24 protein-coding genes are annotated in these 22,206 nt (G+C 73.1%); 23 read left to right on the plus strand and 1 reads right to left on the minus strand.

Going from position 1 to position 22,206, the window contains the following annotated elements; all coding sequences use genetic code 11:
- Nucleotides 1–3 precede the first annotated feature (3 nt).
- From Van01_RS10690 to Van01_RS10700, 3 genes are read left to right on the plus strand one after another with little or no spacing between them, the layout of a single operon-like run.
- Entirely contained in the window at nt 4–1,083 is a 1,080-nt protein-coding gene (locus Van01_RS10690) for an NAD-dependent epimerase/dehydratase family protein (RefSeq protein ID WP_204005188.1), read from the plus strand.
- Nucleotides 1,080–2,198: a Gfo/Idh/MocA family oxidoreductase gene (locus Van01_RS10695; protein WP_204005194.1), complete on the plus strand. Its 1,119-nt coding sequence runs from the start codon at nt 1,080–1,082 to the stop codon at nt 2,196–2,198. The genes Van01_RS10690 and Van01_RS10695 overlap by 4 nt, the downstream gene beginning before the upstream one ends.
- Nucleotides 2,191–2,943 carry a thioesterase II family protein gene (locus tag Van01_RS10700; protein ID WP_204005196.1) on the plus strand — a complete coding sequence of 251 codons (753 nt, stop codon included), beginning with the start codon at nt 2,191–2,193 and terminating at the stop codon, nt 2,941–2,943. Before Van01_RS10695 ends, Van01_RS10700 begins: the two co-directional genes overlap by 8 nt.
- Here the strand turns inward: Van01_RS10700 and Van01_RS10705 are convergent.
- Entirely contained in the window at nt 2,877–4,502 is a 1,626-nt protein-coding gene (locus Van01_RS10705) for an AMP-binding protein (RefSeq protein WP_239098988.1), read from the minus strand. The two genes, Van01_RS10700 and Van01_RS10705, sit on opposite strands and share 67 nt — an antisense overlap.
- 48 nt (nt 4,503–4,550) lie before the next feature.
- Here Van01_RS10705 and Van01_RS10710 point away from each other — a divergent pair, with 48 nt between their 5' ends.
- The 20 genes from Van01_RS10710 (at nt 4,551) to Van01_RS10805 (ending at nt 22,197) form a co-directional block, all read left to right on the plus strand.
- On the plus strand, nt 4,551–4,745 hold the full coding sequence (locus Van01_RS10710; RefSeq protein ID WP_204005198.1) for a ferredoxin: 195 nt from the start codon (nt 4,551–4,553) through the stop codon (nt 4,743–4,745).
- Complete coding sequence (locus Van01_RS10715) at nt 4,709–5,905, plus strand: steroid 3-ketoacyl-CoA thiolase (protein ID WP_204005207.1); 1,197 nt, start codon at nt 4,709–4,711, stop codon at nt 5,903–5,905. The genes Van01_RS10710 and Van01_RS10715 overlap by 37 nt, the downstream gene beginning before the upstream one ends.
- Nucleotides 5,906–5,907: 2 nt before the next feature.
- Complete coding sequence (locus tag Van01_RS10720) at nt 5,908–7,092, plus strand: CaiB/BaiF CoA transferase family protein (RefSeq protein ID WP_204005209.1); 1,185 nt, start codon at nt 5,908–5,910, stop codon at nt 7,090–7,092.
- A 116-nt stretch (nt 7,093–7,208) separates the two neighbouring features.
- Entirely contained in the window at nt 7,209–7,946 is a 738-nt protein-coding gene (gene fabG / locus Van01_RS10725; RefSeq protein WP_204005211.1) for a 3-oxoacyl-ACP reductase FabG, read from the plus strand.
- Nucleotides 7,943–8,833, plus strand: coding sequence for a 3-hydroxyacyl-ACP dehydratase FabZ family protein (locus Van01_RS10730; protein ID WP_204005213.1), 891 nt, complete (start codon nt 7,943–7,945; stop codon nt 8,831–8,833). Before fabG ends, Van01_RS10730 begins: the two co-directional genes overlap by 4 nt.
- A gap of 37 nt (nt 8,834–8,870) precedes the next feature.
- The gene (locus Van01_RS10735; RefSeq protein ID WP_204005215.1) at nt 8,871–9,143 is read left to right on the plus strand and encodes an acyl carrier protein; all 273 of its coding nucleotides are present in this window, start codon (nt 8,871–8,873) and stop codon (nt 9,141–9,143) included.
- 3 nt (nt 9,144–9,146) lie between these two features.
- Nucleotides 9,147–10,355 (plus strand): beta-ketoacyl-[acyl-carrier-protein] synthase family protein, encoded by a 1,209-nt coding sequence (locus Van01_RS10740; RefSeq protein ID WP_204005217.1) that lies wholly within the window; start codon nt 9,147–9,149, stop codon nt 10,353–10,355.
- Nucleotides 10,352–11,377, plus strand: coding sequence for a beta-ketoacyl synthase N-terminal-like domain-containing protein (locus Van01_RS10745; protein WP_204005219.1), 1,026 nt, complete (start codon nt 10,352–10,354; stop codon nt 11,375–11,377). The genes Van01_RS10740 and Van01_RS10745 overlap by 4 nt, the downstream gene beginning before the upstream one ends.
- Nucleotides 11,368–12,483, plus strand: a complete 1,116-nt coding sequence (locus Van01_RS10750) for a beta-ketoacyl synthase N-terminal-like domain-containing protein (RefSeq protein ID WP_204005221.1) — start codon at nt 11,368–11,370, stop codon at nt 12,481–12,483. The genes Van01_RS10745 and Van01_RS10750 overlap by 10 nt, the downstream gene beginning before the upstream one ends.
- Nucleotides 12,477–13,256: a beta-ketoacyl synthase N-terminal-like domain-containing protein gene (locus tag Van01_RS10755; protein ID WP_204005222.1), complete on the plus strand. Its 780-nt coding sequence runs from the start codon at nt 12,477–12,479 to the stop codon at nt 13,254–13,256. Before Van01_RS10750 ends, Van01_RS10755 begins: the two co-directional genes overlap by 7 nt.
- Entirely contained in the window at nt 13,253–14,035 is a 783-nt protein-coding gene (locus Van01_RS10760) for an alpha/beta fold hydrolase (protein ID WP_204005224.1), read from the plus strand. Before Van01_RS10755 ends, Van01_RS10760 begins: the two co-directional genes overlap by 4 nt.
- Entirely contained in the window at nt 14,032–14,943 is a 912-nt protein-coding gene (locus tag Van01_RS10765; RefSeq protein ID WP_239098989.1) for an acyl-CoA thioesterase family protein, read from the plus strand. The genes Van01_RS10760 and Van01_RS10765 overlap by 4 nt, the downstream gene beginning before the upstream one ends.
- The gene (locus Van01_RS10770; RefSeq protein ID WP_204005233.1) at nt 14,943–15,620 is read left to right on the plus strand and encodes a 2-hydroxychromene-2-carboxylate isomerase; all 678 of its coding nucleotides are present in this window, start codon (nt 14,943–14,945) and stop codon (nt 15,618–15,620) included. Before Van01_RS10765 ends, Van01_RS10770 begins: the two co-directional genes overlap by 1 nt.
- Nucleotides 15,613–16,359 (plus strand): class II aldolase/adducin family protein, encoded by a 747-nt coding sequence (locus Van01_RS10775; protein WP_204005235.1) that lies wholly within the window; start codon nt 15,613–15,615, stop codon nt 16,357–16,359. The genes Van01_RS10770 and Van01_RS10775 overlap by 8 nt, the downstream gene beginning before the upstream one ends.
- A 10-nt stretch (nt 16,360–16,369) precedes the next feature.
- Entirely contained in the window at nt 16,370–17,887 is a 1,518-nt protein-coding gene (locus Van01_RS10780; protein ID WP_204005237.1) for an AMP-binding protein, read from the plus strand.
- Nucleotides 17,884–19,149: a cytochrome P450 gene (locus tag Van01_RS10785; RefSeq protein ID WP_239098990.1), complete on the plus strand. Its 1,266-nt coding sequence runs from the start codon at nt 17,884–17,886 to the stop codon at nt 19,147–19,149. The genes Van01_RS10780 and Van01_RS10785 overlap by 4 nt, the downstream gene beginning before the upstream one ends.
- The gene (locus Van01_RS10790) at nt 19,149–19,367 is read left to right on the plus strand and encodes an MbtH family protein (protein ID WP_204005331.1); all 219 of its coding nucleotides are present in this window, start codon (nt 19,149–19,151) and stop codon (nt 19,365–19,367) included. The genes Van01_RS10785 and Van01_RS10790 overlap by 1 nt, the downstream gene beginning before the upstream one ends.
- Before the next feature lie 59 nt (nt 19,368–19,426).
- Nucleotides 19,427–20,758 (plus strand): condensation domain-containing protein, encoded by a 1,332-nt coding sequence (locus Van01_RS10795; protein ID WP_204005240.1) that lies wholly within the window; start codon nt 19,427–19,429, stop codon nt 20,756–20,758.
- Nucleotides 20,758–21,048, plus strand: a complete 291-nt coding sequence (locus Van01_RS10800) for a phosphopantetheine-binding protein (protein ID WP_204005242.1) — start codon at nt 20,758–20,760, stop codon at nt 21,046–21,048. Before Van01_RS10795 ends, Van01_RS10800 begins: the two co-directional genes overlap by 1 nt.
- 6 nt (nt 21,049–21,054) lie before the next feature.
- The gene (locus Van01_RS10805; protein WP_204005244.1) at nt 21,055–22,197 is read left to right on the plus strand and encodes an acyl-CoA dehydrogenase family protein; all 1,143 of its coding nucleotides are present in this window, start codon (nt 21,055–21,057) and stop codon (nt 22,195–22,197) included.
- Nucleotides 22,198–22,206 lie beyond the last annotated feature (9 nt).

Raw genomic sequence — 22,206 nt, forward strand, 5'->3', positions numbered from 1 at the left:
GGCGTGCGGCGCGCAACCGGGGACGGCGGTGTCATCGCCGTCGTCGGCGCCTCGGGTGCCGTCGGCCGCGCCACCGTCCGCCACCTGGGTGCCAGCGGCGGCGCGTTGCGGTTGGGAGCCCGCCGGCCGATCGAGAAGCAGACCTCGACAACTGTGACGCGTGTCGACGTCGAGGACCCGGCCGCCCTGCACGACTTCTGTTCCGGCGCTGCTGTGGTCGCCAACTGCGCCGGGCCGTCGGGGGTGGTAGGCGACCGGGTCGCCCGGGTCGCGCTCGCGGTCGGGGCGCACTACGTCGACCCGGCCGGCGATGACCGGCTGGCCGCCCTGGTCGCGCCGCTGACCGCCGGCTCGGACCGGTGCGCCGTGCTCTCGGCCGGCATGATGCCCGGGCTCAGCGGCGTCCTGCCGCGCTACCTGATCGGAACCCTGCCGACGCCGGCCCGGTGGCTGACCGGCCACGTCGGCGGCCGGGACCACTTCAGCCCGGCCGGTGCCGCCGACTACCTGCGGGCCGACGAGTTCGGCACCGTGCACGCGGTCTGGCACGCCGGTCACCTGGTGCCGTCGGCACCCACCGGCCGCGCAGCCAGCGTGCCGTTCTTTCCCGAACCCGTACTGTCGACGCCGTTCCTCAGCACCGAGGCCGTCCGCATCGCGGCGGCCACCGGGCTGACCGAGGTCCGATGGCACTCGGTCTACGCCGACGGCCACCTGGCGGCCCTGCTGCGCGGGGCGGCGTCACCGGACCAGCCGACGAGCGAGGCGCTGCGCCGGGCCGCCCGGCTCGACCTGTTCGGCCGCTCCCCGTACCAGGTGATCGTGGTCGAGGCCGGCGGTGACGACGGATCGGCACGTGCGGTGGCGCTGTGGGGCCGGGGGGCGAGCGAGCTGACCGGGGCGATGGTCGCCCACTGCGCCTCGCGGCTGCGCGACGAGGGCGGCCCGCCGGGCACCCATCACGCCGCCGACCTGCTCGACCCGGTCGCCACAGTGACCGCGATGCGGCACGCCGAAGCGGTCACCCGGATCGTCGAGGTCGACAGTACTGGCGGGCTACGCGTACGGGAGGGAACGCTGTGACAGGTGACAGTCGCACCCCGGTGGTCGTGGCCGGCACCCGGTTCGGGCAGGTCTACCTGGAGGCGTTCCGGGCCACCGAAGCGCCGATCCGGCTGGCCGGGGTGCTGGCCCGAGGCAGCGAACGGTCCCGCGCGTGCGCCGCGCGGTACGGCGTGCCGCTCTACCACGACCCGGAGGAACTGCCCGACGACATCCGCATCGCCTGCGTGGTGATCCGTGGCGGGCTGCTGGGCGGCCCCGGCACCGAGCTCGCCGGCCGGCTCATGGCGCGCGGGGTGCACGTCCTCCAGGAGCACCCGCTGCACCACGACGAGCTGGCCAACTGTCTCCGGGCCGCCCGCCGCCACGGTGTCGTCTACCGGCTCAATCCGTTCTACCGGCACATGCCGCCGGTCCGACGGTTCGTCGGCGCCGCCCGCGATCTGCTCCGGCGTCAGCGCCCCCGCTACGTCGACGCGGCCTGCGGTTTCCAGCTCGCCTACTCGTTGTTCGACATCCTCGGGCTCGCCCTGTCCGGCCTGCGTCCCTGGTCCTTCAGCCCACCGGCCGGGCGGTCCGACCTGTCGCCGCCGTTCCGCACGCTGGAGGGCGTACTGGCCGGCGTGCCCGCGACGATCCGCATCCAGAACGAACTGGACCCCGCCGACCCGGACAACTACGCCCACCTGCTGCACCGGGTCACCATCGGCACCGACGCCGGCAACCTCACGCTCGTCGGCACCCACGGCCCGGTCGTCTGGTCGGCCCGGCCCGTCTTCCCTCGTACCGTTGCCGACCCGGCCGCGCCCGCCCACTTCGACAAGGGCGTCGACCTCCGCGCCGCGCCCAGCACCGTGGTGCTCGGACCGGCCGCGTCGGCGTCCTACGAGGAACTGTTCGCCACGATGTGGCCGGCGGGCGTGGCCGCCGCCGTCGACGAGCTGCGGCGCGACATTGCCGTCGGCCCGGTGCGGGCCGACGGCCAGTACCAGCTCACCCTGTGCCGACTGTGGCAGGACGTCAGCGCGCTGCTGGGGCCACCGGACCTGATCGCCGGTGGTGAGCTGGATCCACTGGGCGCGGCCGACGTCGAGGCGCTGGCGCGCGCCGGGGAGGCCGCGGCCGGCGATGGCTGACGACCTCGACCGCTGGCTGCGGTGCTTCCACACCCGGCCGGCCGCGCGCGTACGTCTGGTCTGCTTTCCACACGCCAGCGGGAACGCGTTGTTCTACCGCGACTGGGGAGCCCTGCTGCCGGGCGGTGTCGAAACGTGGGCGGTGCAGTACCCGGGCCGGCTGGACCGTCTGTCCGAACCCTGCGTCACGGATATGGCGGAGTTGGCCGACCGGGTTACCGAGGCACTGTTGCCGTTCACCCGGACCGGTGGCGTGGCGCTGTTCGGGCACAGCATGGGCGCCGCTGTCGCCTACGAGGTGACCCGTCGGCTGGAGCACCGGCTCGGCATCGCCGTTCGGCACCTGTTCGTCTCCGCTCATCCGTCGCCCGCCCTGCACCGGATCGGCAACCTGCACCTCGACTCCGACGACGCGCTCTGGGACGAGTTGCGTCGGCAGGACGCGACGAGCGCGGAAACCCTGGCCCACCCCCAGTTACGGGCGCTGATCATGCCGGCGCTGCGCAGCGACTACCGGCTGATCGAGACCTGGCAGCCGGCACTGGCTCCCCCGCTGTCCTGCCCGGTCACCGCCCTCGGCGGGCGCGACGACCCCGACGTCGCTCCGGCCGAGCTGACGGACTGGGCGAGATTCACCACCGGCCCGTACCGGCGACTGGTGCGCCCCGGTGGTCACTTCTATCTCGTCGAGGACCTCGACGCCGTCGTCGCCGCACTCGGACACGGACTCGGCGACAACTGCTGAGCCGGACCCAACCGGCCGTCGAGGAACGCCTCCCACATCACCCGACGGCGCGGCTTGCCGCTCGTCGTGCGGGCGATGCCGCCGGCGGTGGCGGTCACGGCCAGCAGGTCGGCGCCGACGAACCGGCCGGCCAGCGCCTCGGCGGCGAGCCGCCACCAGTCGGGCTGCGGACGTTCCAGCAGGACCACCACTGTCGGTCGGCCGGCGCGGCTGCCGGCGAGCACGGCCACCCGACCCGGCGGGATCGCGTCGGCGGCGGCGATAGCGGTCTCCACGTCGGCCGCGAAGACGAAGCGGCCGTGGACCTTCACCCCGTCGCCGAGCCGGCCGACGACGAACAGTTCCCCGTCGTGGAGGAAGCCCGCGTCGCCGGTGTGCACCGGGTCCGCCCCGACGCCGGCACCACCGACCACGATCTCACCGAGCTGACCCGGTGCCACCGAGCAGCCGTCACCGTCCAGGACCGACACGCTGACCCCGGACAGCGGTTTGCCACACCCCACCACCGCACCCTCGGTGGGGCTGCTGACCACACGCCAGGGTTCGCCCGACGCCACCCCGGTGACCGCCAGGGTCGCCTCCGCCAGGCCGTACGCCGGCCGCACCGCCGTCGGGCGCAGACCGAACGGTCCGAGCAGCTCCACGAACCGGTGCAGGGTGGCCGGCGGGATCCGCTCCGCGCCCACGATCACCGACCGCCAGGCGCTGAAGTCGAGGCCGGCGAGGCTCTCCGGGCGTACCCGTCGGGTCACGTAGTCGAGGCCGAAGGCCGGCATCGCGGTCAGCCGGGCGCCGTGTCGTCCGAAGCACTCCAGGTAGCGCATCGGTCGACGGAGGAACTCGACTGTCGGCAGGGACCACAGGTCACCGCCGACCGTCACCGGCAGCAGCAGACAGCCGATCAGTCCCATGTCGTGGTGCACGGGCAGCCAGGACGCGGTCGGATCAGTCGGTGTCATCCGCAGCCAGCGGGCGATCGCGCCGAGGTTGGCGGTCAGCGCGCCGACGCCTACCCGTACGCCCCGGGCGGGGCCGGTGGTGCCCGAGGTGAACTGGACGACCGCCACGGCCGGCACCGCCCGGCCGGGCTCACGATCGGCGTCGGGGACCGTGGCGAGGAGTTCGTCCAGCGGGGCCGCGTCGACGCCCCGGGCGGCCGCCAGCTCGCCCGTGCGGACGAAGTCAGCGTCATGCACGACGAGGGTCGGCGTCGACCAGCCGAGCAGCCTGTCGACATGCGCGTCGTAACTGTCGGCGCGGGCGAAGGCCGCGGGCGGCGGTAGTGGGGCTGGTGTCGCACCGGCGAGCAGCGCCCCGAAGAACATCGCGACGAAGCGCGGGCCGCCCGCCAGCCCGAGAGCCACCACGTCGCCGGGACGCACACCGGCGGCGACGAGCGCGCACGCCGACCGGCGCGTCAACGCGGCGAGGACGTCGTAGGGCCACTCGTCCCAGCTCTCAGTGGTCGCGAACCGCACCCACCCGCCCCGGCGGGGGCGCCGCGTCCAGCCAAGCAGATCGATGTCCATGGCCCGCCCCACCTCGGTGTACGCATCCACTGTCGAGCACACTAGGTCGGCTCGGAGGGCGCGGGTAGCGTGCGGAGAATGCGGGTTCGGGTGGACACCGACCAGTGCGACAGCACCGGGTTGTGCGCAGCGGTCGCACCGGAGATCTTCGCTCTCGGCACCGACGACATGCTGGTCGTACGGTCACCGACGGTTGACCCGGCGCAGGTGCCGGTGGCGGAGGCCGCCGTGCGGGCATGCCCGAAGCTGGCGATCGAACTGGTGGAGCGGTGAGGCAAGTCGGCGGCCGGGAGGCCGTGATCGTCGCCGCCGCCCGCACTCCGATCGGCCGCCGTGACGGCTGGCTGTCCGGCCTCAAGGCGGTCGAGCTGCTGCGGATCGTGCAGCGCGAGGTCCTCGACCGGGCCGGTGTGGCGCCGGAGGAGGTCGACCAGATCGTCGGCGGCTGCGTGACGCAGATCGGCGAACAGAGCCTCAATGTCACCCGCAACGCCTGGCTCAGCACCGGTTTCAGCCCTGCGGTGGGCTGCACCACTGTTGACGTCTCCTGCGGGTCGGCCCAACAGGCCAACCACCTGGTCGCCGCGCTCATCGCGGCGGGCGCGATAGACGTCGGCATCGCCTGCGGGGTGGAGTCGATGAGCCGGGTGCCGATCGGCGCGAACCTGCACCTCGGACCCGGGCACTACAAGACCCGCGACTATCCGTGGGACGACCCACCAAACGCGCAGTTCGGCGGGGCCGAACGTATCGCGCGACGTCAGCGGCTGACCCGCGCCGACCTCGACGGGTACGGAGTGCGATCCCAGACCCGGGCCGCCGCGGCGCGGGCCGCCGGCCGATTCGACGCCGAACTGGTGGCCCTCGAGGCCCCGACCGCCGACGGCACCCGCCGCGTCGACCGCGACGAGGGACTGCGGGCGACCACCCAGGCCGGGCTGGCCGCGCTGCGCCCGGTCATCGACGGCGGGCTGCACACCGCCGGCACCACCTCCCAGCTCTCCGACGGCGCGGCCGCGATCCTGTGGATGTCTGCGGACCGGGCCCGCGCGCTCGGCCGCACCCCCCGGGCCCGGCTGGCGCAGCAGGTGGTGACCGGCGCCGACCCGTACTTTCTGCTCGACGGGCCGGTGGCGGCCACCACCAGGCTGCTCGACCGGGCCGGCATCCGGCCCGACGACATCGACCTGTTCGAGGTGAACGAGGCGTTCGCCGCTGTCGTCCTCAACTGGCTGTCCGCCTTTCCCGTCGACCCGGACCGGGTGAACGTCAACGGCGGCGCCATCGCGCTCGGTCACCCGCTCGGTGCCAGCGGCACCCGCCTGCTGGTCACCGCACTGCACGAACTGGAGCGGCGCGACGCGGCCACCGCCCTGGTGACCATGTGCTGCGGTGGTTCCCTCGGCACCGCGAGCCTGCTCGAACGGGTCTGACGATGGAGAACGAGCAGTTCTTCCGCGACGCCCGCGACGACCTGAACGGGCCGCTGCACGGCGTCCGGGTCCTCGACGTGACGAAGGTGTGGTCCGGGCCGCTGGCCACCTGCGTACTCGCTGACCTCGGCGCCGACGTCGTGCGGGTCGAGCTGCCCGACGGGCGCGACGGCGAGGTGCCGCCCACGATTCCGGGCACCGGCCTGTCCTGGTTCCGGCAGAGCGTCAACCGGAACAAGCGCAGCGTCGGTGCCGACCTGCGTACCGACGAGGGCCGGCGCACCCTGCTGTCCCTGGTACGGGTCGCCGACGTGCTCGTCGAGAACTACCGCCCCGGGGTACTGGCGCGATGGGGGGTCGGCTACCCGCAGTGCCGGGCCGTCCGACCGGAGCTGGTCTACGTTTCGGTGTCCGGCTGGGGTCAGTACGGACCGGGCGTGGACAGGTCGGCCTACGACCCGGTGGTGCAGGCCGCCGGCGGGTGGATGGCGCTCAACGGACCGCCCGACGGGCAGCCGGTACGCGCACCGACGTTCCTCGCCGACGAGCTGGCCGGGCTGCACGCCGCCATCGCGGCGCTCGGTGCGCTGGCGCACCGGTCCCGTACCGGCGAGGGGCAGCACGTCGACGTCGCCATGCTCGACTCGTTGCTGTTCAGCAGCAGCGGACTGCTGTCGCTGGCCGCAGCCGGCGCCCCGCCGCAACGGATGGGCAACCAGACCGACTTCGTGGTGCCCGCCAACGTCTACCACTGCCGTGACGGGGACATCTACCTGGCCGTCTCGCTCGACCGGCACTGGCGACGGCTGACCGCGCTGATGGGCCACCCGGAACTGGCCCGCGACCCCACGTTCGCCACGAACCGGGACCGCCTTGCCCACCGGAGCCTGGTCGACGCGGTGGTGGCCGGCTGGTGCGCGACGGTGACCGTGGCCGAGGCGGTTGCCGCGCTCGCCGAGGCCGGCCTAGCGGTGTCGGCCGTGCGGGAGCTGTGCCAGGTCGCCGACGACCCGCAGGTGCGGGCCCGGCAGATGCTGCAACGGATCCGGCTGCACAACGGCACGGAGGCCGAGCTGACAGGTCCCGCCGCCAAGTTCTCCCGCACTCCCACCCGGATCCGCCGGCCCGCCCCGGCGGCGGGCGCGGACACCGCCGAGGTCCTCCGGGAGTGGACCGCCGACGCCTGACCGCGTGTGGCCGCCGGTGCCCGAACGCGTTGCCACCGGCGGAATTCCTGGGCGATGGTGCACCCAGCCCGAGCCGTCGGGCAGCACCCCCACAGTCCGCCCAGTCGGGAGGCGAGATGACTCGGCGCGTCGCGCTGGTAACCGGCGCCTCACGAGGAATCGGCCGGGCCGTCGCGCTCGACCTGGCCCGCCGCGGCTACGCGGTCGCCGGTTGTTACGCCCGGGACACCGACGGAGCGGACCGCACCGCAGCCGACCTGGCGGCACTCGGCGTACCGGCGATGATGCGGGCCTGTGACGTGGGCGACTCGGAGGCGGTCGACGATCTGCTCGCCGCGGTGGAGACGGAACTCGGCGGCCTCGACGCGGTCGTCAACAACGCCGGCATCGCCCGCGACGCCCCGCTTGTGCTCTCGTCCTCGGCGGACTGGGACACGACGATCGCGATAAACCTGACAGGTACCCGCAATGTGTGTCGGGGGGCCGCGTTCCGCTTCATGAAGCGCCGCTCCGGCGCGATCGTGAACATGTCGTCGGTCGCCGGGGTCACCGGCAACACCGGCCAGACCACCTACGCCGCCACCAAGGCCGGCGTGATCGGACTCAGCCGGTCGCTGGCCAAGGAGGTCGGCGCCTACGGGGTACGGGTAAACGTGGTCGCTCCCGGTTTCATCGAGACCGACATGACGGCGGGGCTGAGCGGCCGGCTGCGCGACGACGCCCTGCGCCGGGTGCCGCTCCGCCGGTTCGGCGCCACCGGGGACGTCGCTCCGCTCGTCTCGTTCCTGCTCTCCGACGACGCCAGCTACATCACCGGCCAGGTCTTCCGGGTGGACGGAGGTATCGCGCTGTGACGATCCAGATTCCGACGGCCGCCCCACTGGCGGCGTACGACAGGTGGTGGCCGGATACCACCACCGAACCGCTGGTCCTGCACGCCCGCAAGACTGTCGACGCCACCGAGCCGTCGCTGCGCGGCCACTTTCCCCGCTTTCCGATCTATCCGGGCGTCTTCGTGCTGGAGACGCTCAGTCAGCTGGTCCGCGCCGGCCTACCTGGCGGGACGGCACGGCTGTGCCGGGTCTCGTCACTGCGGCTGGTCGCCCCGCTGCTTGTCGGGGACGAACTGTCGATCGAGGCGACCGCCCGACCACAGGACGGGTCTACCTGGGAGGTGTCGGCGACCGGTACCCGGCGCGACGGAAGCGTCTGCGCGACGATGCGGGTCACCTGCACCACCGACGGCCGTTCGGCACCGGCCGGTGCCGGCGTGCTGGAGCACCCCCAGGTCCGCGCCCTGCTGCCCCAGCGTTTCCCGATGCTGCTCGTCGACCGGGTGCTGGAGCTACGGGCGGGCGAGTCCATCACCACCATCAAGGCGATCACCGCGAACGAGCCGTGCTACGCCGACCTGCCGGACGACGCCGACCCGTCCTGTTTCGCGTACCCGGTGTCGCTGCTCGTCGAGTCGCTCGGGCAGAGCGCCGCGCTGCTGTGGCAGCACAGCGAGCAGCCGGCCGAGAAGCGTGGCCCGCACCGCCACCTGTTGTTCCTGACCGCCCGGGGCTACGAGGTGTCGGGCGAGGCGCACCCCGGCGATGTCGTCCGGCACGTCGTACGGCTGGACCAGGTGGTCGCCGACACCGGCTTCTGCCACGGCGAGAGCTGGGTCGGCGACCGGCGGATCGCCCGGGTGGAGACCCTGATGGCGGCGCAGCGGCCGGACGAGCAGCTGCGCTGAGCACCACCTGCACACCCAACGAGCCGAGAGGACGCCCATGAGCAACACGGACGAGGCCGGCGACCCGCGCGAGCGGCTGGAGGAGCTGCGCGGCATCATCGCCGAGGTCCTGGAGATCGAGCCCGAGGAGCTGACCGACGACAGCGACTTCATGGAGGACCATGAGGCCGACTCGCTGCGCGCCATCGAGATCCTCGCCCGGCTGGACAAGCGGTACCACGTCGAGATCCCCCAGTCGGAGCTTCCCGAGCTGACAAATCTCAAGGCCGTCCACGAGAGCCTCAGCCGGCACGCGGGCTGGCGGGACTGACAGGTGCGCGTCGCGGTCACCGGGCTCGGCCCGGTCTCCAGCATCGGGATCGGTCCGGCCCCGTTCGCCGAGGGCCTGCGAGCCGGCCGGTCCGGCATCTCGGAGATCACCAGCTTCGACGCGAGCGGATTCCCGCGCCGCCGGGCCGGCGAGGTCCGCGGATTCGACCCGCACCGGTCGCTGCGGCGGCTGAAGCCGGAGCACTGGGGGCGGTCGAGCCAGTTCGCGGCGGCCGCCGCCCGGCTCGCGGCCCAGGACGCCAGGCTCGACGTGGACCGCCTGCCCGGTGGCCCGGAACGGGCGCACGCGGTGATCGGTACGACGAGCGGGGAGTCGGTGGCGGTCGAGGCGTTCACCGCGGCGCTCGTCGCCGACGGTTTCGCCGCCGTGGATCCGGACCTGGTGGCCCAACTCCCGGCCGGCCGGCTGGCGCACGGGGTCAGCGAGGAACTGGGGCTGGCCGGGGAGTCGGTGACGCTCGCGACCGCCTGCGCGGCCAGCAACTACGCCATCGGGTACGGCTTCGATCTGCTGGTCAGCGGCGAGGCGGACGTGGTGTTCGCCGGCGGCGCCGACTCGGTCTGCCGGTGGGCGCACGCCGGTTTCTTCCGGCTCGGCGCGCTGGCCGCGCAGGACTGCGCACCGTTCGACAGTGACCGCGACGGCATTCTCACCGCCGAGGGCGGGGCCGTGCTGGTGCTGGAGACCTTCGACCACGCACGGGCCCGGGGCGCGCGGATCTACGCCGAGTTGCTCGGGCACGGGCTCAACTGCGACGCCAAGCATCCGGTGGCCCCTGAGTGGACAAGCATCGCCCGCTGTATCCGCATCGCCCACGGCAACGCGGGCGTGACTCCGGCCGACATCGACTACATCTGCGCGCACGGCACCGGCACGCCGGCCAACGACGCGGTCGAGGCGCGCGCCATCGTCGAGGTGTTCGGCGAGCACCCACCGCCGGTCAGCTCGATCAAGTCGTTGATCGGGCACACCATGGGTGCCGCGTCGGGTTTCGGGGCCATAGCCAGCGTGCTCGCCATCGACAAGGGCTTCCTACCGCCGACGGTGAACTGGTCCACTGCCGATCCCGACCTCGCCGGAATCGACCCGGTACCCAACGTGGCCCGACCAGCGGCGGTGCGGGTGGTGCAGAACAACGGGTTCGCCTTCGGTGGCAACAACTCGATAGTCATCTTCGGAGCGGTCAGGTGACCGCGCTGCGGGTACGAGGGCTCGGCGTGCTGCTGCCGTCGGTGGCCGCGCCGGGCGACACCTCGTTTCCGGACCGGCAGGTGCACGCGGTCGACGGGTTCGACGTACGGGAGCGCCTCGGCCGTAGAGGCACCAGCTTCTTCGACCGGACCACCGCCCTCGCCGTCGCCGTCTGCGCCGACGCGCTGCGCGATGCCGGCGTCGAGGCCGATCCCCGGCAACCGCAGGATCGCATCGGTGTGGTGCTCGCGACCACGCTCGGCAGCTTTCGTTCCACGAGCGACTTCACCCGGGAGACCCTGGTACAGGAGCGGCCCTACCTGGTCAACCCGGTGCTCTTCCCCAACACGGTGATGAACTGCGCCGCCGGGCAGTCCGCGATCCGGCTCGGCCTGCGCGGGGTGAACGCCACGGTGGCGGGTGGACCTGTGGCGTTCCTGCACGCGCTGCGCTACGCCGCCGACGTCCTCGCCCGGGGCTACGCCGACCTGATGGTGGTCGGCGCGGCCGAGGAACTGTCGCCGCACCGGGCGTGGTCGCAGGCGTTGGCCCGGGGCGGCGCCGGCGCGGACTGCGGTGAGTCGGCCGCCGCGTTCGTTGTCGTCCGGGACGACGGGACCGACGGGACCGACGGGACCAGCGTGCGGATCCTGGCCACCGCGGCCGGATATGGCCCCGACGGCCGCCGGGCCGACGCGCTGTCCGGCTGCGTACGCCGGGCGCTCGACCGGGCCGGCGTCGCGGCGGCCCAGGTCGATCTGGTCGTCACCGTCGAGACCGCGACAGACGATAACGGGCAGTTCGAGGTCGCCACGCGCGTGCTCGGGCACCACCCCAAGCACCGGCAGGTCACCGCGTTGTTCGGTGACTGCGACGCCGCGACCTCCGCGGCCGGCCTGGCCCAGTTGATGCTGGACCGTCGCGCCCACCCGGAGGAGCCCGGCAGCACCGCCCTCCTGGTCGCCGAGGGCGTCGACGGCGCCGCAGCGGCGGCGCTGGTGAGGAGCCCGCAGTGCCGGTGATCGCGGCGAGCACCCAGCTGACCTGCTTCGGCGATGGGTCGCGAACCTGGGACGCCCTGACCCAGGGCCGGTGTGGCGCCCGCCCGTTCGACCCGACGACGGCCGCCCGCCTGAACGTCGGGGCCGGCTATCCGATCGCCGGCGGCAGCGACCCGGGGCGAGCAGCCGGCTGGCTCGTCACGGTGTTGCGGGCCGCCGTGGCGCAGGCGGGCGTCGACGCACACCGGGAGCGTGTCGTGGTGGTGGTCGGCACTGGCCTGCGCCAGTTGGCGGACGTCGAGCACTGGGCCCTGACGGCCACCCCGTGCCCGGTCGACAAGCTCCATTTCGGATCGGCGGTCCGGGCCGCCCTGCCCGGCGTACGGGACATCGTGACCCTCGCCAACGCGTGCAGTGCGGGTGGGCACGCGCTGGCGATGGCCCAGGACCTGGTCGACGCCGGGGAGGCCGACGTGGCTGTCGCCGCCGCTGCGGACACCACCACGTTGTCGATGCAGGCGATGATCGGCCGGGTGGCCGACCGGCCCACCGAACGGGTGCGCCCCTTCGACCGCGACCGCACCGGCGTCCTGCTCGGCGACGGTGCCGCCGCCGTGGTGGTCGCGCCGGCCGGGCGCGCGGGTCCACGGCTGGCCCGCCTGCTGGCCACCGGGCTGTCCTGCGACGCGGTGCACGAGACCGCGCCCGACGTCGGCGGGATGACCCGAGCGATGCGCGACGCGCTGCACCGGGCCGACCGGGAGGCCCGTGACGTCCGGGTCGTGGTGGCGCACGGCACCGGCACCGCGCTCAACGACCCGGCCGAGTGCCGGGCGATCCACGAGGTGATCCTCGCTGACCGGGGTGACCCGTGGGTGACAGCGCTCAAGGGCGCGATCGGGCACACCTCCGGGGCCGCCGCGCTGTGCGGGGTCGATGTCGCCCTGCGCGGCCTGCGCGTCGGTGCCGTACCACCGGTCGTCGGGCTGGGCGTTCCGCTCGCCGAGGCCGACGGCGTACGGCTGGTCCGGGACCGCCCGGTCGCGGTGCCCGGCTCGCTTACCCAGGTCAACTCGTTCGGCTTCGGCGGGGTCAACGCCGTCACGCTGCTGGAGCCGGCATGCTGACCACGACGCTGGCGCTGCGCGCGTGGGGCGCCCACCTGCCGGAGAGCGACAAGGCGGCCTGCCGCCCGGAAGCCGCCGCTGGCCTGCTGGGCCGCAAGGGCCTGCTCAACCGGGACGACGCGACCCGGCTGGCGCTGTGCGCGGTGCACCGCACGCTCGGGCTTGACGCCGGTGAACGGCCCCGGGGCGACGCGCACGCCGATGTCGCAGTGGTCGCCTGCGGAAATCTCGGCAACGTCGACACCGTCGCCGACCTGGCCCGCGTCGCGACCACCGACGGGGTGCGGGCGGTCAGCCCGCTCGCGGCCCCGAACGCGTCGAGCAACGTGATCGCCAGCGTGATCGCGATCTGGTTCCGCTTCGCCGGCCCCAATCTCATGATCTGCTCGGGCGCCACCGCGAGCTACGACGCGCTGGCCGCCGCGGCGCTGCTGCTGCGTGCCGGTCGCGCCCGCCGCGTGGTCGTGGTGGGCGCCGAGGCCGCGACCGGCACGGCGACGGCGCTCTACGGTCGACCACTCACCAGCGGGGCGGCGTGTGTGATCGTCGAGTCCGACCCGGACGGGGTGCAGGTCCGACTCAACGGCAGGGTTGCCGCACCGGCCGCCACAGCGTCGTGGGGCGACTGTTACGGCGCGCAGGGACTCGTCGGTGTCGCCCTCGCGGCCGACCGGGTCAGCGCCGGCCGGTTCCCGGTCGAGGTGTCCTGCGGCGACGAGGTCGACGGCTACCGGTCGCTGACCGTGCACCCCGCATCGGCGGTAACCAGATGAGCCCGGCGGCGGAGGGAATCCGCTGGCTGGCCGACGGACCGCCGGGGGCACCCCTCGCCGTGCTCGCCCACGGGCTGGAGGATTCCTGGCGGACCTGGTTGCCGCTGGCCGCCGACCTCGGTCAGCGGTGGCGGGTGGCCGCACTCGACCTGCCGTGGCAGCCGGGCACCGATTACCGGTGGCGGCAGCGGCCGGCAGCCGACGCGCTGGCTGACGCGATCGTCGGGATCGGCGCGGACATCAGCCTGCTGGTCGCCCACTCCTACGGAGCGAACGCCACCCTGCACCTGCTCTGCCGGGACGCACTACCGGCTCGACGGGTGGCCCTGATCTGCCCGCTCTACCGGCCACCCGGCCGGCCCGTGACGTGGACGCTGTTCGACCGGGCCCGGACCGCGTTCGAGCGGCACATCCACGAGTCGCTGCGCAGCCGTCAGGGCGACCGGCTGGCCCGTACTCCCGACGACGTGCTGGCGACGATGACCCGCAAGGCGATCGACCGGGCCGGACCGGCCGGCTTCCTCGCGGTCTTCGAGCAGTACGTCACGAGCGCGGCGCTGCCACTGGACCGGGTCCGCCCGCCGGTGCTGGTGCTCGGCGGCGGTGACGATCCGACCCTCACTCCGGCAGCCGCCGGTGCCCTCGCCGGGGCACTGCCCGATGCCCGGCTGATCATCGACGACCGCTACGACCACTTCTGCCACCTGCGGCACCCGGCCGAGGTCGCGGCCCGGCTGTGCGATTTCGCCGCCAGTCCGAAACTTGAGGAGGTTCCGTGACCCCGACCGTCGTGGCGGGCCGCCCCCGCTTCGAAGGCGCCAACATCCGCACCTGGATCGGGTTCAAGCACTTCATGTACCTGGTCGAGGAGGCCGTGCTGCAGTGGTTGCGCGACCAGGGCCACCCACCCGGGCAGCTGTTCCACAGGCACGGACTGGGCGTGGAGATCGTCGACTGCTCGGTGCAGCTCCCCGCCGTACTCGACCTCGACGACGAGGTGGTCGCGCACGTGGACCGGGGGCGCGGCGACCGGCTCGACGTCACGCTCCGGGTCCGCCGCGACGATCGGGACGTGACGGTGGCCCGTGGCTCGGTGCGGCTGGCCCTGGTACGCGAGCGGGCTGCCGAGGCAGCCGCGCCGGCACCCACCGACCTCGCCGCCTGGGTGGTCGACGACCTGGGTGGCCCTGCCGCCGCCCCCGGATCGCGCCGCTACGACCCACGACGGCCAGTGCGTGACCAGCTCGTCGATCCCGGATCGTCGGCCCTGCACTGGCCCTGGCGGGCCCGTTACTTCTACTGCCACTACTCCGACCGGGTCCAGCATTCGGCCTACGTACGCTGCGTCGAGTCGGCAGTCGACAGGCTACTGGAAGCCCGCGGCATCTCGGTCGGCCGGCTACTGGCCGAGCGCGCCTGGATTCCGGTGGTGTCGCGGGCCCGCGTGCGGATCCACGCGGCCGCGCACCTGGAGGAGACGGTGCACACGGTGGTCGACGTCGACTCGGTGCTGCGCCAGCAGTTGTTCGAGGTCCGGCTCTCCTGCCACGTGGTGCGCGGCGATCGGCTGGTAACCGTGGCCGAGGGCCGCGTCCTGCACGGTTACGCGGTCGGCCGGGGCGACCGGGCGGGCGAGGTGGCCCAGCTTGATCCGGACATCGTCGCCGCGCTGACCGGGGGTGCGTGATGGCCCGGCGCGCCAGGTTGTACTTCTCGTTCCGCAGCCCCTACAGCTGGCTCACCGTCCGCCGGCTGCGGGCCGCCGTGCCTGACGCGTTCGAGGCGCTCGACTGGCTGCCATACTGGGACCCCGACGAGGCGACCACCCGGTTGCTCGACGAACGCGGCGTCGACCTGCACTACGGCCAGATGAGCCGGTCCAAACACCGCTACATCCTGATGGACACCAAACGCCTGGCCACCGCCGACGGCGCCACCATGGCCTGGCCGGTCGACGTCGAGCCATGGTGGGAGCCCGCGCACCTGGCCTGGCTCTGGGCCTGCCGGTCCGGGCGCGCCGAGCCCTTCTACGACGCCGTCACGGCCGCCCGCTGGGAGCGCGGCGAGAACATCTCCGATCCGGCGGTGGTGGCCGACTGCGCCGCCCGGGCGGGGCTCGACCCGCAGGTCGCCACGGCCTGCGCCGACGACCCTGGACTACGCGCGGAGGGCGTGGACTGCCTGTACCGGGCCTACCACGACGACGTGTTCGGGGTGCCCTACCTCAAGCTGGGGCACCACCGGTTCTGGGGCTACGACCGGCTCGACGCGTTCCTCTCGGTCTGGCCGCGACCGGCGGGCGATCCGGTCGGACCGCCGGTGACCGAGGCCTACGACGCCGACACGGCAGGCGGCTGTGGCTAGCGGCGACCGGCGGCGCACCGTCGAAGAGGAACGGCGGCACCGACGCGAGCGCCTCGCCGGGGCGTTCCGGCTGTTCGCCCGGCTCGGGTTCGACGAGGGGGTCGGCGGGCACATGACCGCCCGGGATCCGGAACATCCCGATCACTTCTGGATAAACCCGTTCGGTGTCCACTTCGGGCACATCCGGGCGAGTGACCTGCTCCTGGTCGACCAGACCGGTTCGGTGGTCTCGGGTGACGGCCGGGTCAACCCGGCCGGCCTGGTCATCCACACCGCCGTACACCATCAGCGCCCGGACGCCGTGGCAGCGGTGCACCTGCACTCCACCTACGGGCGAGCATGGTCGACGCTTGGCCGCCCGCTCGACCCGATCACCCAGGACGCCTGCGCGTTCTTCGAGGAGCACACCGTCTACGGCCGGTACGGGGGCGTCGTCCTCGCCGCCGAGGAGGCCGGGCAGATCGCCGACTGCCTGGGCGGCGGCAAGGCCGTCATCATGCGCAATCACGGCCTGCTCACGGTCGGCGGTTCGGTGGAGGAGGCGGCCTGGTGGTTCATCTCGATGGACCGCTCCTGCCAGGTGCAGTTGCTGGCCGAGGCAGCCGGCACACCGGTGCCGCTGGACCCGGCGACCGCCAGGTCCACCCGCGACATGATCGGCAGCCCCGCGATCGCCCGCCTCAACTTCAAGCCGTTGTACGCCGACATCGTGCGTGCGCAGCCCGACCTTCTTCAGTGATGGGGATGACATGGCGGAGTTGTTTATCGACCTCGCGTCCCGTACGCCAGCCGCGACGGCGCTCGTCGACGAGCGTGGCTCGACCACCTGGCGGGAGCTGAACGACCGGGTCAACGGGTGGATCGAGGTGCTACGCGGACACGGTGTGGCAGCCGGCGACGCGGTGGCCGTGATGGCCGGCAACCGCCGGGAAACCTTCGAGATGGTGCTGGCCGGCCTGCACGCCGGAATGACAGTGGTGCCGGTCAACTGGCACCTCACCGCAGCCGAGGTGGCGTACATCCTGACCGATGCCGGATGTCGTCTGCTCGTCGTCGACGCGCAGCGAGCCGCAGTGGCCGCCGACGCGGTGGCCCGGTGCGGCGGCCCGCCCCCACTGACGATCGACGACCTGGCGCCGGTGCCGGACGCCGCTGAACCGACCGACCAACTGTGCGGCGCCCTGCTGCTCTACACATCGGGCAGCACCGGTCGACCCCGTGGCGTGGCCAACAGACTCTTCGTCGCCGGTGCGCCGTTCTCCCGCGTCGGCCGCCTGGGTGACTACGCCGCGCGGACCCTGCGCCTGCCGGCGGAGGGCCGGACGCTCGTCGTCGCCCCCTGGTACCACTCCGCGCAGCTCTTCTTCGCGCTGCTCCCCCTGCTGCGCGGCAGCACCCTGGTGATCGAGGAAAGGTTCGACCCGGTCCGCACGCTGTCCACGATGGCCCGGCACCGGGTCACCACGGCCCACCTGGTGCCCACCCACTTCGTCCGGCTGCTGGCGCTCGACCCGGCGGTGCGCGACCAACTCACCCCTGCGGACCTGCGGCTGGTCTGGCACGGTGGCGGTCCCTGCCCGGTCGACGTGAAGGATCGGATGATCGCCTGGTGGGGTCCGGTGCTGCTGGAGTACTACGGCGCCACCGAGTCGGGGGCGATCACCGTCATCGACTCGATCGAGGCCGGCCAGCGGCCGGGCAGTGTCGGCCGGGCGGTGCCCCCGCACGAGATCGTCATCCTCGACCCCGCCGGCCGGCCGCTGCCGGCCGGGCGGACCGGCACCGTCTACGTGCGGCGCACCGGGGGAAGCGGGTTCCACTACCACAACGCTCCCGCCGCGACGGCCGCCGCACACCGCGAGCCTGACCTGTTCACCGTCGGGGAGGTCGGTCACCTCGACGACGCCGGGTACCTGTTCCTCACCGGACGTGCCCGCGACGTCGTGGTCACCGGCGGGGTCAACGTACACGCGGCCGAGGTCGAGGCGGTGCTGCTGCGTCACCCGGAGGTCCGGGACGCCGCCGTGGTCGGCGTGCCCGACGAGGAGTACGGCGAACGGGTCGTCGCGGTGGTGGTGGCCGCCGAGCCGGACCGCGCCGACGAACTGCCGGGCCGGCTCGACCGGCACACCCGGGAGACGCTCGCCGGATTCAAGGCACCCCGCGCCTACCGGTTGGTGGACGCGCTGCCCCGCGACGACACCGGCAAGCTCCGCAAACAGCTCGTCCGGCGGATGCTCGCCGAACTGCCCGGCGGTGGCGCGTGAACGCCGGCCCGCCGATCGCCGACATCGCACACCCGGCCACCTACGCCCGTGGGGTTCCGCACGACGAGTTCGCCCGACGCCGTCGGGACGAGCCCGTCGGCTGGGTCACCGAACCGGAACTCGTCCGCCGGTCCACCGCCGGGTCGACAGTGCAACGGGGCACCGGCTTCTGGGCCGTGACGACCCACGCGGAGGTTGTCGAGGTCTCCCGACGTCGGGACGAGTTCTCGTCGAGTCGCCGAGGAGCGTTCCTGGTCGACCCGCGTACCCGCGCCGACCTGGAACGGGCCCGGCAGCTCCTGGTCAACATGGACGCGCCGCAGCACACCTGGATCCGGCGGGCGGTCTCCCCCGCGTTCACCCCACGGGCGGTCCAGCGGCTGGCCGCCGACGTGGCGGAGCACGCCCGGTCCACAGTGGCGCGGGCGATGGCCGGTGACGACGTCGACCTGGTCCGCGATCTCGCTGCCGAGCTGCCGCTGCTGGTGCTGGCCGACCTGCTGGGCCTGCCACCGGCCGACCGGGGTCTGCTGCTGCGCTGGAGCAACCACCTCGTCGGTTTCGACGACCCCGAGTTCGGCGGCGGCGACATCGAGGCCTACCGGCAGGCGCTGGGCGAGGCGATGGCCTACGCCGCGGCGCTGGTCCGCGACCGCCGGCGACGGCCCCGGGAGGACCTCGTCTCGGCGCTTGTCGCGGCGGAGGTCGAGGGACGCCGGCTGACCGACGCCCAACTCTGCCAGATCTGGTTGCTGCTGATCGTCGCCGGCAACGAGACGACCCGGCACCTGATCTCCGGCTCGCTGGCCATCCTGATCGGCGGGACCGTCGACGCCCACGGCCCGGGTGCCGTCGAGGAGTTGCTGCGCCTGGTGAGTCCGATCCTCCAGTTCCGTCGGACCGCGACCCGCGACACCACGCTGGCCGGCACCCGGATCGCCGAGGGCGACAAGGTGGTCCTTTACTTCACCTCGGCGAACCGGGACGAGCGGGTGTTCGCCGAGCCGCACCGGTTCCGGCCGGACCGGCCCGACAACCCGCACCTGGCGTTCGGCATCGGGCCGCACTTCTGCCTCGGTGCCCATCTGGCCCGACTGGAGCTGGCCGAACTGCTCACCGCCATCCGCCCCTACCTGCCCCGGCTGCGACTCACCGGCCCGGTGGTCCGGCTCCAGTCCAACTTCGTCAACGGGATCAAGACGATGCCGGCCGCGCTGGTGCCCGCGCCCAGGACGGCCGGGAGACAAAAGGAGTGTCCATGATGGATGAGAGCAGCGCGCGGTACCGGTTCGCCGTCGTGCACAACGACGAGGACCAGTACTCGATCTGGCCCGACGACCAGGAACCGCCGCCGGGCTGGCGGCGGGAGGGCACGGCCGGCTCGCGGCAACAGTGCCTGGACCACATCGGCGGGATCTGGACCGACATCACGCCGCGCAGCCTCCGCGCGGCGCTCGACCGCGACGCCGCGGGACGCTGAGATGGTGTACGGCCACGCGAGCGGTGCGGACCCGGCCGACGCCGACCTACGCTCCGGCCATGCGTGAATCGCCGGCCTCGGTGGGCCAACGACTCCTCTGGTTGATGGACCACTACCAGGGCGGCCACCGGAGCCTCACCCAGCAGGTGCTGTTACAGCGCGACACGGTGGACGCCTGTCGACTCCGGGACGCGCTGAACCTGCTCGGCGAACGTCACGAATCGCTGCGGACCCGGTTGGTCGAGCGCCGCCGCCAGTTGATCCAGCAGGTCTGCCCGAGCCGCGAGCCGGAGCTCGACGTCGTCGACCTGACCGGCGTCCGGCAACCGGTCGACGCCCTGCGCGACGCTCTCGCCGCCGACCTTCGCCAACGGGTGCCCGTCGAACAGTGGCCGGTCCGCACGACGCTGTACCGCCTGCCCGGTAGGGCGGTCTTCTGCCTGAGCATGCACCACCTGATCACCGACCACTCGTCGAACGGTCTGGTCCTGCGCGACTTGCGCACGATCTACGAGGCTCTCGCGAGCAACTCGCCACCCGAGCTGCCCGACGTCACCTGGCAGTACGCGACCTGGGCGCAGTGGCAGCGGGAACGGCTCGCCGGCGAGAGCCGCCGCCGGCTCGACGCGTTCTGGCGGGACACCCTCGACGGTGCCAGCCTGCCGATGCTGCCGGTCCGGAACCCGGAGCCGGTCAGTTCCGGATCGGCCCGGGTACACCTCTCTGAGCCGGTCGTCCGGTCCCTGCGCGCCCTCGCCCGGGCACACCGGACGAGCCTGTTCGCCGTCCTGCTGGCGGTCTTCTACACCCTGCTGCACCAGCGAACCGGTCAGGTGGACCTCACCGTGACCTCGCTGTTCGCCAACCGCGCGCGGTCCGAGGTGGCACACACCCTCGGCTTCTTCGTCAACCAGGTGGCGCTGCGCAGTCAGCTGGACGGCGACGAAGCCTTCACCGCACTCGTCCGGCGGGTCCGGGGCACCACGATCCGGGCCCTCCCGCACCAGGACCTGCCCTTCCACATGCTGCCGCCGGGGATCGTGCGGTCACCCGGTGGCCGCGCCGATCAGGTGGTCTTCCAGATGCTCGACCCCGGCACGACCCGCGGCGACATGCGCGGCGCCCACCTGGCCGACCTGGAGCCGCAGACCCGCAACGCCCGCTTCGACCTCGAACTGCTCGTGGTGCCGATCGGCGAGGCGCTGGTGACCCAGCTCCGCTACACCGACCGGATCTTCGACGACCCGACAGCGCGGGCCTTCGTCCGCGACTTCGGCTACCTCGCGGACCGGCTCGGACGGCGGCCCGACGATCCCGTCCGGGACGCGATCAGCCAACTCGCCCGAACCGGAGCACCACCACCATTCCCCACCCAGACCGAGGAGCAGTGATGAGCCAACCGACCGTGACGGCCGACCAGATCACGGCGATCGTGCGCGATCTGGCCCCCGCGCCCAATGACGACCTCGGACCCGACACCCGACTGGTCGAGGACCTCGGATACCACTCACTGGCCCTGCTCGAACTGGCCTTCGCCCTGGAGGACGAGTTCGACCTGGAGCCGATCGACGAACAGACCGCCAGGCGGATCACCACCGTCGGCCTGGTCGTCGAGACCGTGCTGGAGCGGGTCGCGGAGCGAGACGGCGCCCCCTCGACCCCGGTGACGGACCGGGCCTGATCCGGCGTGCGGACCGATGCCCTCGACCGCGTCGACACCGTGGTCGACGCGGTCGCCGCCGGTGCCGACGAGGCCGAACACACAGCCCAGCTGCCGGCCGGCACCGTGACCGCCCTCCGCACGGCCGGGCTGTTCCGGATGGTCGTGCCGGCCCGGTACGGGGGCGACGAACTGCCCATGAGCACCGTACTGCCGGTGCTCGCCGCCCTGGCCCGTACCGATCCGGCGGTCGGCTGGGTGGTCGGTCAGGTAGCGTTGTCGCAGCTCATCATCGGTTGTGCCGGTGACGGGACGACTGCGGAGGTCTACGCGGGCGGGCCCGACGTCGTCGCGGCCGGCGCGGTGGCGATCAAGGGGCGTGCCGCGCAGACGGCTGACGGATGGCGGGTCAGCGGTCGTTGGCCGTTCGTCTCCGGCTGCCAGCACGCGTCCTGGTTCTATCTCAACTGCGCCGTCCAGGACGGCCGGAGCCTGGCCCGTGGGCCGGACGGCGGGATGCTGAGCCGGATGGTCGTGCTCCCCGCGGCCGACGTCACGATCGAGTCCTCCTGGCAGGCACTCGGTCTGCGCGGCACCGGCAGCCACGACGTCACTGTCGCCCGGGCGATCTGCCCAGGGCACCGTGGCTTCACCGGGGCGCAGGCCGACCCGGCGGCCGAAATGATCGCCGATCGGGTCGCCGCTTCCAGTCTCATCATCGCCGCCGTCGCGCTGGGCATCGCCGAGGGCGCCACCGCCGAGCTGATCAAGCTGGTCGTCGGTGGCAAACGCCCGGCGCTGAGCCGACTCCCGCTGTCGCGGTCGCCGCACCTGCATGACCAACTGGGCGAGGCGGACGTTCGCTGCCGGGCGGCCCGGACAGTCCTGCTCGACACCGCCCGGACCGCCGAGGACCGGACCGACGCCGCGACCCCACGCGGTCGAGCCCGGGCCCGGGCCACCGCCGCCCATCTCATCGCCGAGGCGACGGCCGTCGTCGACACGGCCTACCGGCTCGCCGGTGGCACCGCCGTCTACGACTCCTGCCCGCTCCAGCGCCGGCTTCGTGACATGCGGACCGCCGCCCAGCACTTCGTGGCCGGTCGCCAGTCGTTCGCCACGCTCGGGGCGGCGCTTGTCGGCGAGACACCTGACGACGGCGGGTTGTGAGGCGGCTCG

It is taken from the genome of Micromonospora andamanensis (genome assembly GCF_016863495.1).
In the GTDB taxonomy this organism is placed as follows: Bacteria; Actinomycetota; Actinomycetes; order Mycobacteriales; family Micromonosporaceae; genus Micromonospora; species Micromonospora andamanensis.

Coding starts and splice junctions, on each gene's coding strand:
- Van01_RS10790 (WP_204005331.1), top strand. CDS start 19,149: ATGGATGAGAGCAGCGCGCGGTACCGGTTCGCCGTCGTGCACAACGAC.
- Van01_RS10710 (WP_204005198.1), top strand. CDS start 4,551: ATGCGGGTTCGGGTGGACACCGACCAGTGCGACAGCACCGGGTTGTGC.
- Van01_RS10760 (WP_204005224.1), top strand. CDS start 13,253: ATGAGCCCGGCGGCGGAGGGAATCCGCTGGCTGGCCGACGGACCGCCG.
- Van01_RS10800 (WP_204005242.1), top strand. CDS start 20,758: ATGAGCCAACCGACCGTGACGGCCGACCAGATCACGGCGATCGTGCGC.
- fabG (WP_204005211.1), top strand. CDS start 7,209: ATGACTCGGCGCGTCGCGCTGGTAACCGGCGCCTCACGAGGAATCGGC.
- Van01_RS10735 (WP_204005215.1), top strand. CDS start 8,871: ATGAGCAACACGGACGAGGCCGGCGACCCGCGCGAGCGGCTGGAGGAG.
- Van01_RS10715 (WP_204005207.1), top strand. CDS start 4,709: ATGCCCGAAGCTGGCGATCGAACTGGTGGAGCGGTGAGGCAAGTCGGC.
- Van01_RS10700 (WP_204005196.1), top strand. CDS start 2,191: ATGGCTGACGACCTCGACCGCTGGCTGCGGTGCTTCCACACCCGGCCG.
- Van01_RS10780 (WP_204005237.1), top strand. CDS start 16,370: ATGGCGGAGTTGTTTATCGACCTCGCGTCCCGTACGCCAGCCGCGACG.
- Van01_RS10795 (WP_204005240.1), top strand. CDS start 19,427: ATGCGTGAATCGCCGGCCTCGGTGGGCCAACGACTCCTCTGGTTGATG.
- Van01_RS10770 (WP_204005233.1), top strand. CDS start 14,943: ATGGCCCGGCGCGCCAGGTTGTACTTCTCGTTCCGCAGCCCCTACAGC.
- Van01_RS10720 (WP_204005209.1), top strand. CDS start 5,908: ATGGAGAACGAGCAGTTCTTCCGCGACGCCCGCGACGACCTGAACGGG.
- Van01_RS10755 (WP_204005222.1), top strand. CDS start 12,477: ATGCTGACCACGACGCTGGCGCTGCGCGCGTGGGGCGCCCACCTGCCG.